General features: G+C 71.0%; 9 protein-coding genes. 2 read left to right on the top strand and 7 right to left on the bottom strand.

Translation table 11 applies throughout. From position 1 onward, the window contains the following. Positions 1-3: 3 nt before the first annotated feature. The gene (locus ACFFIA_RS36020) at positions 4-573 is read right to left on the bottom strand and encodes a toll/interleukin-1 receptor domain-containing protein (protein WP_377260149.1); all 570 of its coding nucleotides are present in this window, start codon (positions 571-573) and stop codon (positions 4-6) included. A 409-nt stretch (positions 574-982) separates the two neighbouring features. Here ACFFIA_RS36020 and ACFFIA_RS36015 point away from each other — a divergent pair, with 409 nt between their 5' ends. After that, positions 983-2266: a helix-turn-helix domain-containing protein gene (locus ACFFIA_RS36015; RefSeq protein ID WP_377260148.1), complete on the top strand. Its 1284-nt coding sequence runs from the start codon at positions 983-985 to the stop codon at positions 2264-2266. 240 nt (positions 2267-2506) lie between these two features. Here ACFFIA_RS36015 and ACFFIA_RS36010 read toward each other — a convergent pair whose 3' ends face one another. The 6 genes from ACFFIA_RS36010 to ACFFIA_RS35985 all read right to left on the bottom strand — a co-directional run bounded on the left by ACFFIA_RS36010 (position 2507) and on the right by ACFFIA_RS35985 (position 12359). Further along, entirely contained in the window at positions 2507-3472 is a 966-nt protein-coding gene (locus ACFFIA_RS36010; protein WP_377260147.1) for a hypothetical protein, read from the bottom strand. A 105-nt stretch (positions 3473-3577) separates the two neighbouring features. Continuing rightward, the gene (locus tag ACFFIA_RS36005) at positions 3578-4003 is read right to left on the bottom strand and encodes a hypothetical protein (protein WP_377260145.1); all 426 of its coding nucleotides are present in this window, start codon (positions 4001-4003) and stop codon (positions 3578-3580) included. 113 nt (positions 4004-4116) lie between these two features. Then, positions 4117-5313, bottom strand: coding sequence for a TIGR02679 family protein (locus ACFFIA_RS36000; RefSeq protein ID WP_377260143.1), 1197 nt, complete (start codon positions 5311-5313; stop codon positions 4117-4119). Next, positions 5310-9428, bottom strand: coding sequence for a TIGR02680 family protein (locus ACFFIA_RS35995; protein WP_377260141.1), 4119 nt, complete (start codon positions 9426-9428; stop codon positions 5310-5312). Before ACFFIA_RS35995 ends, ACFFIA_RS36000 begins: the two co-directional genes overlap by 4 nt. Positions 9429-9441: 13 nt before the next feature. Then, positions 9442-10791, bottom strand: coding sequence for a DUF2398 family protein (locus ACFFIA_RS35990; RefSeq protein WP_377260139.1), 1350 nt, complete (start codon positions 10789-10791; stop codon positions 9442-9444). Further along, on the bottom strand, positions 10788-12359 hold the full coding sequence (locus tag ACFFIA_RS35985) for a TIGR02677 family protein (RefSeq protein ID WP_377260137.1): 1572 nt from the start codon (positions 12357-12359) through the stop codon (positions 10788-10790). The genes ACFFIA_RS35990 and ACFFIA_RS35985 overlap by 4 nt, the downstream gene beginning before the upstream one ends. A 99-nt stretch (positions 12360-12458) precedes the next feature. Between ACFFIA_RS35985 and ACFFIA_RS35980 the strand changes: the two genes are divergently transcribed. Continuing rightward, a complete protein-coding gene (locus ACFFIA_RS35980) occupies positions 12459-13181 on the top strand; it encodes a hypothetical protein (protein WP_377260135.1) in 723 nt (240 codons plus the stop codon). Positions 13182-13531: the final 350 nt, after the last annotated feature.

The raw sequence follows: 13531 nt of genomic DNA, 5'->3' as shown, positions 1-13531 counted from the left end.
GTCCTACCTCGCGTTGTTGATGCCGAAGACCGAACGGCGGGCGTCGACCGGGCCGTGCATGTTGGTGACCACCACCTGCGTCGGCACCGCCCCCGCGGAGCCTGCCGGCGGTGGCGCGCCCACGATCCGCAGCAGCTCTTCGACCAGCCGCCGCACGTCGTGCGCCGCGTACCGCGTACGAAGCTCGAGGTACTGCCGGGTCACCAGCCCGGCCACGTCGGCGGGCAGCTCGGAAGCGCGCGGCAGCACAGCGCCGCCGACCAGCACCGGCACCACGCGGATATCCCGGCGCAGCGCCTCCGCGATCTCCATCCGGACGAAGTCCTGCGGGTCGTCGATGCGGCGCGCGCCGTGCCTGTCCTCGGCGAGCCAGCCCGTGCCGATGATCGCCAGCAGGACCCGGCACGCCTGGAGTGCCTGCCGGATCTCCGGTGGGAAGTGGGCCCCCAGCTCGATCGAGCGCGTGTCGCGGAAGACGCGGCCGGCATCGAGCCTCGCCGTCAATGCTTGGTCAATGATCAAGGCGGCGAGCGGCTCGTCGGAAGATCTGTAGTTGACAAAGATGTCCGTCATCCACGTCGCTTTCGAGGGGTAAGTGATCCGTGGGGACGCGAATGCCGCAATGCCTCCCCGCGGCGACAAGGTATTTCACAGTTGCAGGCGGCGACGGCCAGGGCAAGTTGTTTCCTGTCGCCTATTTGGCTAAGCCGAGAGAGTCTCAGCTATCCGACCGACGCGCCGCCGACCAACAGCCCAACTCGCGTAGTGCGAGCCGACTCGCCGTGCCGTGCAATGGTGCCCGCTGCGTACGCGGGATTTTGGCCTTCTTTCTGGCCACAATTTCTGCCATCCGATCATGCAGGCAGGACGGCACGATTGTCCGTCGAATGTACGCTTTCAGTCCACGAATAACGCGATGATCTGTCACACCACGTATCCAGCCGGTCACGAAAAACGATACGCGGAAAGGAGCGATCAGGCCATGTCGTTCGGCGCCGAACTCAGAAGAAGGCGACTCGCCTCCGGCTACACCCTCGGGCGTTTCGCCCAGAAACTCAATTACAGCAAAAGCCACCTCAGCAAGATCGAGACGGGCGCGAAGGCCCCCAGCCCCGACCTGGCGCGCCGCTGCGATGCCGCGCTGAAGGCAAACGGCGACCTCTCCGCGCTCGTACCCGAGCGCCAGCGGATCCGCCGGCCCAACGAGCGCGTGGTCAACACGCACCCCCTCTCGATCGACTCGGACAGCCACTGGTGGATCCGCCTCGACAAGGACGGCGGGGGCGAGTTCAGCACCGCGCAACGCCGCGACGGTCCACCACCGACCGTGCTGGAGACGCTCACCTGGGCGATGCCGCCGGCCGACCGGCTGCGCGGGCCGGGGACCGACGACTTCGAGCGCTACCGCTCGATGTTCGACGAGATTCGCCAGATGGGCCAGACGACCACACCGGCGATGCTGCTCCCCATCCTCATCCTCCAGACCCGCATGCTGAGCGGCATCGCGGCCTATGCCCAATCGCCGGTACGCGAGCAGCTCCTCGGCCTCGCCAGCCGGTACGCGGAACTCACCGGCTGGATGGCGCAGGAGGCCGGCGCACACGAGCGTGCCCTGTCGTGGACCAACCTGGCGGTCGAGTTGGCCGCGGAGCTCGGCGACCACGACCTGGCGGCGTACGCGCTGGTGCGGCGCGCGGACATCGCGATGTACGACCGCAACGCCCGAGACACCGTGGCGCTGGCCCAACTGGCGCAGGCGAGCAGCCGCACCGCCCGGGTACGCGGGCTGGCGGCCCAGCGGGAGGCGCAGGGGCACGCGCTCGCCGGCGACCACGACGCCTGCCTCGCCGCCCTCGACCGCGCCGCACGGTGGTTCGACCGCCCGCTCGACGAGGGGCCGCTACCTCCGCTCGGCAGCACCACGATCGAAAACCCGGTCGAGATGGCGGCCGGCTGGTGCCTCTACGACCTGGGCCTCCCCCAGCAGGCGGCCGACCGCCTCCGCACGCAGCTCGACCGTACGCCGATCACCGCCCAGCGGATGCGGGCCCGTCTCGGCGCCCGGCTGGCGCTGTCGCTCGTGGCCGCCGGCGAGCTGGAGGAGGGCTGCGACGAGGCGCACGCGGCGCTCGACTCGTTTGGCCGGGCGCACTCGGCGACGGTCAGCACCGACCTGCGGCGACTCGGCTACGAGCTGAACCGCTGGCCGACCCACCCCTCCGTCCGCGACGTCATGCCCCGGCTCGCCGAGGCGCTCGCACCGTAGAGATGTTCTTTCGGGCGCGGCTTGGTCGGCGAGTGCGCGCCCGGCATCGCGACACACACTGTTCGCCGTTGTCTGGGCGATGGACAACGGACAACATCTGGGCTCCTCACAGATGCGCCGGCACGCTGATACCGGGGTTTCCGGCGACATCACGAGAGGAGATTTCATACGTGGAGTCGCACTGATTCGTCCAACCAACGCAGTTTGCGGACGGCTGGGGAGGCGCCGCTCACACCCTCCTCAGCCGTCCTCTTTGTCTGTCCACTTGAGTCCGTACGCCCGGCCCTGCCGCAGCCCCTGGAACGAGACGCGCAGCTCGCCGAATCGGTCGGGGCGGAGCAGTGAACCGATCGGCTGGTCGCGGTCGACGAGCCGGGGCGCGACGCCGTCGAGCTGCCAGATCCGGCCGGGGAGCCGATCTGGCGGGAAGCGGATCGTCAGGTCGAACGAGTCGCACGGGTTGAGCGGCTGCATCACGTAGTGGTTGGCCATCGGCTGACCGGGCGGGATCTGGAAGCGCAGTCCGTACTCGTGGATCTCGCCCACGCGAAACCGCCTCGGCAGGTCGAGCCGGTAGACGAAGTGGTCGTCGGACGGGCGGTCGCGAACCTTGATGCGCGCGCCGTGCATCACCTCGCACTGGAGGTCGTGCGTCGGGGAGCCTGCCCGGCGGGCGACCGGCACGCTCATCCGGTGGATGATCTCGCCGACCTCGCCGCCGGTCACCATGATCGTGCGCCGCTCGATGAGCTGAGGACTGGCGGCGTCGAGCCGGAGCACCGCGTCGAGCGAGCGCACCCGCCAGTCTTCGCCGTCGACCACCTCCGCCTGGTGCCGGCCGATACCCGCGGTCATCTCGGCGAGGAGCAGGATGCCGTCGTCGACCCGCCGGCGCGCGGTGCGCTCATGCACGTGTAGCCGCTGCGCCAGCCACGCCTCGCGGGCGTGGAGCGTGCGGTGCTCGGTCTCGGGATGCAGCGCCAGGGCGGCGAGCACCGCGAGGCGGGTCTCCTGCGGCTGGTGGGCGAGCAGACGCTGGGCGGCGGCCATCAACTTGGCGCGGCACTCGGCCGACGTGTCGGTGTCAGCGATCGCGCACAGCCGGCGCACCTGCGGACCGAGGCGACGCGAAAGCGCCGGATGTCGGGCCGCCCGGCCCTTCCGGAGGGACTTGAGCTCATCGGCGAGCGCGTCGGAATCGATCATCTGACCCGGGCCTTCCGATGCGAACGACTACCTCACCCTGGGGCCTTGCCCAATGAGGGTAAATAGTCGATGCACGCAGCGTCCATCCACGAACACCGCTTGTATTCAGAGCACCCAGAGCCGCGCGGCGATGAGAAGCAGGTCAACGGCCGCGAGCGCGCCGTAGAAGGGCAGCAGAGTCATCGAGGTCACCGTGTGCCACCAGCCAACATTCTCCCGGTACCGGCTGACGTCCATCGACAGCACCTCGACCGGGCTGTCGGGCGTACGCGCGTCCTCGTAGAGCCGCCGGAAGAGTCGCTCCTGGCGGAGAAAAGCGGCATCCAGCCCCCAGAAGACAAGCAGAGGCACCAATCCGACCACGGCGGTGGACCATCCCTGACGATTGGCGATCAACGCGAAAAACGCGGCCGCGACCGTGAGGGTCCACCCCTTGATCAGGAACGAATTGTTGGCGAGCCGCGCCACAACCGACTGGATGAGCTCCAGGTGCTTGATCCGCTCGGCACTCAGTCCGGTCCCCTCATCCACAGCAGTTGATCCCCCATCCACGAGCGGCCGAGCGCCTGTGTCCACTGGGGAGGGTACGCCACAAGATCCAGGCATCCCCGACGTCACCAGCGGCGAGGGCGTCGGGCGGGACCCTACCTCCGTGTAGGCGCCAGATCGGCCAAGAGGTCGTCCAGCAGTCGCTCCTCCATCACGGCCCGCCCGACGCGGCTCAACGCCTCTGACAGCGACGGCTCCCAGGGACTCTCCGCCCGTGCGCCGAGCAACGTCGGGCCGGAGCCAGCCGCACGCAGGTAGTCCTCGCCGGTCATGCGCCAGGGGACGGCGCGCGGGTAGCGGGCCAACGCGGCGGCGGTCAAGCGTAGACCGACCCAATCGAAGTCGTTGCGCCACCGGATCCGAACGTTCGCCGCGTATCCCAGGAGTTGGTGTGCGGCGGCCGAAGGTGTGCCTTCGGTGCAGATCAGTGGCCGGGCGTGCCCGCCGAACGTGGCGGCGGCGGCGCGGAGCACCGCCGGATTCTCGCAGACGAACACCTCATCGCAGTCGAGCCGCAGGGGCGCGAGCCGTAGCTGGTGAAGGGTGACGCGCATCGGTACGCCGGCCTCCCTCGCCTGGTCGAGCCAGGAGCCCACCAGCCCGCCGGAGGCAGGCAGGTTGAGGACGAGGATCTGGCTGGCCAGGTCGTCCGGCACGACGCCCACCGACTCCCAGAGCGCTCGCTCCTGTTCGGTGTTGGTCGGCGCGGGGACCTGTTGCCAGGCAGCCAGCGCCCGCAGGACGAGGCCGCGCAGGGTCCCGTCGCCAAGGGCCTTCGTGTCGTCGAGGATCCGTTCAGCGAAGATCGGCATCGGTTCGTCGGCCGCCGGAAGCGCATCCAGAACCCTGATGACATCGGTGAACGGGAGCCCAGCCCGGATCACTCGGGTCAACGTGCCGTCGCGGCGCAGGCCCTCCAGCCACTCCTCGTACCAGCCGGCGGCGGCGTGGCGTCCTTCCCTGGCTGCGGCGAATAGCGCGTCCCGGGCGACAGCCTCCCGCTTCTGCTCACCGGGCCGGTCGCGCAACGGCTTGGCCACCGACAGGACGTCGGCGAGGCCGGCGCCGTACGCGTTGCGGAGAAAGGCGTCGAGCTCGGCCAGGGGTACGGTCAACCGCTGGGCGGCCGCCGACCGGTGCGTGCCGGTGACCCCGATGACCACCAACCGCTCCGCCTCGGTCGGCGCGGCCACGGAGACGATGCCGTCGAGTGACCCGCCGCTGCGCTCGAGGCTGCGCCGCGCCGCCGCGAGCAGCCTTGCCCATCCTGGGTCGTCGAGCAGATCCGTCATTCGTCGATGCCGTCGAGGGCCAGTTGCGGTAGCGCGACCTCGGCGGCTGGCGCGCGGCGCGTCTCGGGCGAGCCGAGGGCACGGGCGAGGCTGCCGTCGAAGTCGGCGACGTTGGCCGAGCCGTCCCAGACCAGCAGGATGGTGGAGACCGTGTGCTCCACCGCCGAGTGCGACAGGTCGTAGTGCGCGGCACCACTCACCGCCGGGTGCGCGGCCCAGAGGTCGTACCCGGTCATGAACAGATCCAGGTCGAACTGTTTGGCCAACGACATGAGCTCGCCCCGGCCGTTGTCGTCGACGCCGGCGAACGCCTCGTCAAGCCCGAGCAGCCGGGGCGCGTCCGGACGGGCGGAGCCGAAGAGAGCGTTGGCGGCGGCGAAGAGCGGCAGGTGGAGGGAGACCGACTGTTCTCCGCCGGAAAGCTGACTGTGCCGCGCCCGAGTGAGGGCCTCGGTGCCGCCGCCGGGGCGGTGGAGCGTGAACGCGAAGATCCGCCACCGCCGATAGTCGAGCACCTCGGCCAGCAGGTCGCGGTACGGCTGCTCCGGTGCGGTCGCGCGAGCGACCTTGATCCGGGCGGCGAAATGCCGGCGGAGCGTGGTGAGCTGGGTCGGTCCGAGGCGCGCCGGGTCACGCTCCAGCAGCTTGCACACTTCGCGCTGCTCCGGGTCGAGGTCGTCGGAGAGCCGCCAGCCCACGCCGACGGTCAGCCCGGACGACATCCGGCGGGCCCGCATCTGGGTGTCCATGCCTTCGACCAGGTCGCGGGCTTCGATGGTGCGGCGGTGGATCTGCCGGGCGAGCTGGCCCAACAGGGCATCTTCCAAGATTCGCTGCTCAGCGTCGGTGAGGAGCTGTTCCTGGTCGGCCCGCTCCCGGCCGATCCGCTCGGCGAAGCGGGCGACCGGGCTGAGTCCATGCTCGTCGGCGACCCGTACGACGATCACGCCGTCGTCGGTGTCCCACTCCGGCCGGTGGTCGAGACCGGATGCGGGGAGCTGCGCCTGTAGCTCGGAAAGGGCGGTGGTAAGCCGGGTCGCGCTCTGCTTCAGTGAGGTCTCGGTCGGGCTCAGCTCGCGAGTGGCGGCGAGGATCGCGTCGTGCAGCGCCACAATCTGTGGATCCAGGGCCGCGTCGGCTGATCCAGCCTGTGCCGGCCAGCGCAGATCGGTCGGGCAGCGCAGCAGGCCCAGCAGGTCAGGATGCGAGTACGGCCGCAGCCGCAACGCCTCGTGGTGCGCCTCCTGGACGGCATCGGCCAGTGCCTGCTCGCTCAACTCCACGCGAGTACGGGCAGAGGAGCAGCGCTCGCGAGCGGCCGTGACCTCCTCGCGTGCGCGGGACAGCGCCGCCTCGGCCTCGGTGATCTGGCCCTGGACCTGTGCCACCTCGGCGAGGACCTGCTCGGCCTCGGCCCCGATGGTGGCCCGCAACGTCTGGTACGCCTCGTTCTTCTCCTCGTGCCGGAGGGTCGCCTCGTGCTGCGCGGCCTGTGCCTCGGCGAGCCGGTCATACGCCTCCTCGTGGCGACCCCTCGCCTCTCCCTCGGCCTCCGCGGCCCGGGTAGCGGCCGGACCGGCCGTATCGAGACGTACGCCCAGCTTCTCGAACCTGGCGGTGGCGTCGCTGATCTCGTCGACCTGATCGGGCGAGAGCGAACGGTCGGCGGTGGTGCGCCGCAGTGCCGCGCCGGCCGCCGCCTTTTCGGCGAGTGCCTGGTCGAGGCGTTGCGCGGCGGCGGCCGAGGCGTCCTGGCGGGTTCGGAAGGTCGCGGCGGCCCGGTCCAGCTCCCGTAGTGCGGTGTGGATGGGAGCCAGGGGCGGCAGGTCACCACCGGCGGTGTCGATCGCGGAGAGCACACCTTCGAGCGCCGTTCGCTCGCGCTCCAGGTCGGCGATTTCGGCGTCGAGTGTGGACAGTGTCCGGTCGCAGTCGGCGATCCGCGCCGCTCGGCGGGCCGCCCGCGCGGTCGCACCGATGTACTCCGGTGCCGGCTTGCGGTACGCGCCGAGGGTGACGTCCTGCGAGTACTGGCCGGACCGGCCGATCGTCGTGGCGGCATCCGCGCCGGGCCCGACGGTGTCGGCAAGCGCGATAGACGCCAGCACCTCGCGGATCCGGTCGGCCGTGACCTCGTCCTGCTCCTCCGACAGCAGTACGTCGGCGAGCGTCCGCCCCGCGGGCCGGCGCTCCTCCGGCAACGCGACCAGGTAGCCGTCCTGCTCCCCGCTGGCCAGCGCGGTCGCGGTGGCCGGCGTGCCGGGATGCAGCCAGGCGTCCAGCAGCCCCGCGGCCTGCAACGCCGCCTCGATCGCGGCCGCCTCAGTGTCGTCGACGGTGTCGGCGAACCGGACCAGCCGCCACAGCGGTGCGCCGGACCGGCCATCACGGGACGCCGGCCGGGTGAGTGCGGCCGGCGGCGCGTCGTCGTGCTCGGCGGCGATCCGCGCGCGCTCCGCCGCCACCTCCGCCCGCCGCTCCCGCAGCGACGAGCAGCGCGACCGCAGCGTGGCGAGCGCGTCGCGCCGGGTGGTGACGGCCGGCGCCACCGCCTCGACGTATGCCTCCCTGAGCGTCTGCGCGCCGGCCTCACCGGCCTGGTCGACGGCCGCGCGCAACGCTGGTGTGAGCGCTGCCAGGTCGAGGTCGGCCAGCAGGTCCGCGTGCAGGCGCTCCCACCGCTCGACGGCCGCGCCGGCCTGGCGCCGTGCCTCACCGACCGCAGCCTCGGCGCTCCGCTCGGCCCGCTCAGCTTCCTCAGCCGACAGCGCGGCGGCGGCCGACTCGTCCGCCGCGCGCACGTGGTCGCGTTCGGCCTGCAGCAGCCGGGCGGCCTGCTCGCGGACCGCTCGTACGTCGTCGCGCCGGGCGCTGACCCGGGCACTGATCCGCACGGCCAGGCCCTCGCCCCGGGAGTCATCCACCGTCCAGGGGATCCCGGCGGCCTCGGCGTCGAGTAACAGGTCGGCCGCGAGACGCTGTACCGCCGTTTCCGCGTCGCGGGCGGCCGCCCCGGCACGCTCCCACTCCTCGCGCCGCCGCGCGACCGCCGCCCGCTCCACCCGCACCGCCTCGGTGGATCGCTGGGCGGCGGTGGCCAGGTCGCGTAGGTGCCGCTCGAGGTCGGCGAGCTGCTCGTGCGAACGGTACGCCGCCGAGCTCTTCAGGCTGTCCAGATGGGCACGGAGCCGCCCCGGCTCGCCGTCGATAGTGAGGAGCCGGCCGGCAGCCGCCTCCTCGGCAGCGGTCGCCGCGGACAGCCCGTCCCTCGCGGCTGCCGACGCCGCACGGCGGTCGTCCGCTGTCGCGCGCCGGGTACTCAGGGCGTCAGCCGCCGCTCGCGCGTGCGTTCGCAGGTAGGTCGAGTACACGGAGAGGAAGGCGGCGGTGGCGGCGTCGGCCGCGACCAGACCCTCCAGGGTCCGGGCCACCGCCTCCATGTCGTCGAACGAGGCGGCCGCCTCCACCAGCAGGTGATCGTCGACGGGTCGAAGGCCGCGTTGCAACGTGCGGGACAGCTCGACCGGATTGAGGTCCTTGGCGAGCTGCGGCTTGCGCAGGGTCAGCACGAGGTCGAGCATCTGCTCGTAGCGAGCCGGGCCGAGCCCGAAGAGCCGGGCGTCGACCAGGTGGCGGTACTCCTCGGGCGAGTCGCGCACAGAGTCGGCGCCGAGTTGCGCGATCAGGTCGCGGCGGCTCATCGGCCGGTCATCAGCGTCGAGCAGCGAGAAGTCGACGCCTACGCGGCCCTCGGTGACGAAGTGCCATCGCGTGACCCGGTCTACGTGCCGGTGCGCCCGCAGGCCGATACCGATCGTGACGTACTGGCCACCGCGACCGAACTCCATCCAGACGTACGAATGCGCAACCTCTTGCCCGCGATAGAGGAGGTTGGACTTCATCGTGCGGTCTTCGCTGGCGAACGGGTTGAGCCGGCGTGGCTCGATCCGCCCGTCCAGCAGGAACGGAAACAGCACCTCCAGCGCCTTGGTCTTTCCCGAGCCGTTCGGCCCGCGCAGCACCAGCCAGCCATCGACGAAAAGAAACTCCTCGTCGCGGTAGTCCCAGAGGTTGACGATGCCGGCACGACTGGGCGCGAAGCGGCGTTCGGACATAGCGTTCCTCGCGTTACAGAAGGGCCTGTTGCACGGGTCGTTTCTTGATCGTCGCCACGGTGTTGCGGTAGCGCCCCACCAGGGGACGGACCAGCACCCCGCCGGGCACGATGGTGATCGCGTCGAAGCGGGCCAGCAGGCCGACCGCCTCGGTGCGCAGCCGCTCCGGGTCCGCGTGCCACTGCGCGCCAAACGCCGAACCGTACCGCTGGAGGATCTCCGCGACGGCGGTGCGGAGGAAGCTGTCGGTGACGAACGGCAGCTTCGCCGGATCTTCCGCGCCGTCGTCCGGCTCCGCCACGACGGGGGATTCGACCTCTTCGATGGGTATCAGTGTGGCGGTCGGTAGTCCCGCGTCGATCTCGGCGATCATGGCCTGCTGCTGGTCGCGTGGGTCTGGCGGTGTCATCCGCTTGACCCGCCGACCGTCCGGGTCAACCACCCGGTCGGCCATCTCTGTCGCGAGCAGGACGGCTGCCTGGGCCACCGAGCCCGTGCCGGGGAACCGCTCGATCGAGAGGTTGGCGGTGTCGACGAGCAGCACGCCCTCGGCACGGCGCTCCACCCTCAGCCCGGTCAGGCGGTGCAGGTCGGCGGCGAGCGCCGATCCGCGCAGGTGGTTGGCGACTGGATCGTCCACATCGGAGTAGTAGACGACCGGGCGTTCTACGACGGCCCGGCGGGCAGCTTGCGCGGCGGCGCGCCGCTCGGCGTTTCCGCTGTTGGCGATCGAACGCGTCAGCAGCGCGGACACCGAGTCGACATGCTGCAGCACGCGGCTCGGCCGGAACAGCGCGAACACCACGTCCCGCGCCACGTCGTACAGAGCTTCGCCGGCTCCCGGATCACTCGCCCACGCCGCGCTGGACCCATCGGCGAGCCGTAACGCGCCCCGATCCTCCAGCCAGCCGACCGCGTCGACGAACGCGCGCCGGTCAGCGCCCCGATCCGGGTCCAGACCCAGCCCGCTGATCCGGCCGGCGTCGGCGGCGACCCACTCGGCCAGCTCGCTCAACGCGATCTGCATGCCGGCTCGGCCCAGTACCGCCAGGCACAACGCCAGGTAGGCGTACCGCTGGCGGTCGAAGGGTCGATCGGTGCGGGAGACCGCCCGCTGCGTCGCGTCGATCTGGTCCAGCGCGCGGACCAGCCGGGCCGTCGAACCGTGGAGCTCCAGCCGGTATCCGAACGCGTCGGCGAGGTCTTGCCGGAGCGCGGCACCAAACCTGCGTACCCGTGAAAGGGCCTTGTCGTCGGGCCAGCTCGCCGTAATCAGCGGGTGGCGGAGGACGAGCCGCACGGCTCGCTGGTAGTCACCGAGCTCCAACTCGGAGACGTCCCTGGCGAACCTGCCGTCACTCATACCCCGACCAGCTCCCGCTCGCGCGCGGCGGTGTGGTCGGCGGTGTCGATCGAAAGGACGAATCCGTCGAGGTACAACGTGCCACCCGCGGCCGGCACCGCGGTGAACCGACCGGGGGCCGGGGTCAGGGTGAGCCGGATGCCGTACGCCGCGGCGGCCAGCGCCACCGCCGTGCGCCCGGATACCCGGGCCGCCAACGCGATGTCGAGCATCCGGAGCAGAACCGCCGTCTGGGCCTCGTCGAGCGGCTGGTCGCCCAGCGCCAGGCCGACAAGGCCAGCCGCCGCCTCCGCCGACCGCCGCTCCCGCGCGAGCTGGTCCTGGCGCAGCCGGGCCCGCGACTCCGACGACCTCTCCACGCGCGCAGGACGGCCATTGCCCTGACCGGGCGCGCGGCCGGCCTCGACCAGCGTGCGGGACAGCTCCACCGCCGGCGCATCCCACCAGGACTGGCGGGTCGGGATCGCCTCGGGATCGCCATGGGCCACGCTCACGTGCCGCGGACCGCCAAGACCGAAGGTCGCGTCGAACAGCGCGTGCGCGGCCTCCTGGCTACTCACCGCCGTGAACCACGCGGCCAAATGCCGAAGCTGCGACTCCCGGCTCACGCCACCTCGGCGCGCCTCGGTCACCCGCCGCAGCAACGCCAGCACGTCACCGATCGCGGAGATGGTGGCGTCGGCCAACCGGTCGGCCTCACTGAGCTGGTCGGAGCCGGGCGGCGCCAGCCAGGATCGGAGCCCATCCCAGCGGCGCTGCCAGTCCGCCAGGCGCTCCGCTGGCGTACGGAAGATCCGCTCATCCGCCTCAGCGGCCGCCTCGATCAGCCGCTCCAGCCCGGTGGCCTCGACCGCATGCACGGCCTCACGCAGCCGAGGCGTGTAACGCTGGAGCTCGTCGTGGAAATCGCGCAGGTGGGCCAGCAGGGCGTCCTTGTGCGCCAGGAACGTCTCCGGACGGCTGTCATTGGTGCGGCTCAGGTCGCCAAGCATGTGATAGAACCGCGCGGCCCGCTCGGCGATGTCGGCCAGCGCCCGGTCAAGCCGGTTGAGCTTGCGGTAGACATCCTCCGCGTCGCCCGCCGCGTTGGCAGACGCGAGCGCCGCCAGGTCGGCGAGCAGGTCGGCGAAGACCAGGCGGGAGAGGGTCGTGTCATCCATGGTCGCGGCCAGCACGCTCTCGACCGCGCGGTGTGCGCGGAAGCCCGCCTCGGTGAACTGGTACACCGAATGCCGATTGCGGTATTCGGCCAGTGTGGTCGCGCGGGTGCCATCCTGGCTGCGGTCGAGCACGCCCCACTCCACCAGCGCGTCGAGCAGTCGGGGCAGCTCCAGGTCGGCGGGGTCTGGGCACTCATCGTGCGTGTCGTGCAGGCCGGAGAGCGCCGCTCCGACATCAGATGTGTGCAGGAGCACGTGGTAGTTGGCCCGGGCGGCGTCAAAGGCGCGCAACACCCACAGATACGCCAGCCGGTTGTCAGCCGTCACGTATCCGAAAAGCCGCATCCGATCGTCGAGACCGAAGACATCGAGACCGAATGCCGGGCGAGGTGTCCGCGTCTGCTCCATGACGCCGCCCACCCTACCGAGCGGGACCGACAACCCGCCGCACCCGGTCGGGTGACCACACCTTTGACACCGTCTGCGACAGCCATGAGGATCCTCGGCGTGAACGCCGAGGATCTGAAGACCCGAGCACAGGCTCTCCGCGCGGCCGGTAACACACCCAAACAAATCGCCCGCGCCCTCGGCGTACCTCGAGCCAAGGTCACCGCCCTGGTCCGCGGTGTCCGCGCCGAGCGTCCCGACCGCGCCGCGGCCGAGCCAAAGCCCCTGGTCGGCTGCTGGATCACCCGCCAGTGGAGCAACGGGCTCACCATCCAGGACAGGCCCACAGACTGGATCGACGACAAGGAGTTGCCACCGCTCGCACACGGTGCCGGCCTGGCCAGCATCGCGGTCGTCCGCGAACACGACCACACCGACGTAAGCGTCTGCGGCTACCTCGTCGACACCTACTGCCTCGGCGTCAAGAACGCCGTCGCCCCCACCGTGGTCGGCCGCCGCCACCTGCCCGAGTTCCTCGCCGACTTCTTCGCCGCCTACCCGACCGCCCCCCTGGCCGCCCCGCTCTCGCTCGCCCAAGACCTCGTCTTCGGCGCTGTGGAGTACGCCCGCAGGCTCGGCTTCGACCCCCACCACGACTTTCGCCAGGCCACGCCGCACCTCGACACCTGGGAGCCACCCAGCCGGATCACCTTCGGCAACCACGGCACGCCAGACTTCCAGCAAGGCCCCTACGACAACCCCACCCGCATCCTGCGCACACTCGACCGCATGGCCGGACCCGGCAACTACCGCCACACGACGGTCACCGTCGGCGGTTCATAGAGTCGGCCCTGAAACTGCTCGATCCACTGTCACTGGGCTGCGCAAGCTATTGCCCCCGTGTTCCACTCGGATGGCTGCGCGAGTCGCACGAGTAGCGAGGTCGCAGGGACGGCCACCGTTTGAAGTGGCGCCGGCTGTGATCCTCCGGTGCCCGAGGCGTGCGAGGCTCATCGGAGCACAGCGCGATCACCGGCCCGTCTGGAGCGAGTCCGAGCCCCGGAACCGACGATCAACGCATCCGCCGTACCAGGGCAGGCACGGCCGCTCGCCGCTGCCTGGAACTGCGTGGGCGCGGACGGAGCCCGCACACGATCACCTCCGGGACCTACGCGATCAGGGCCTGACCCACG

This window comes from Phytohabitans kaempferiae (assembly GCF_042433955.1).
GTDB classification, from domain to species: domain Bacteria; phylum Actinomycetota; class Actinomycetes; order Mycobacteriales; family Micromonosporaceae; genus Phytohabitans; species Phytohabitans kaempferiae.
The sequence above is the reverse complement of the archived record's forward strand: the minus strand, read 5'-3'. Positions and strand labels throughout refer to the sequence as shown.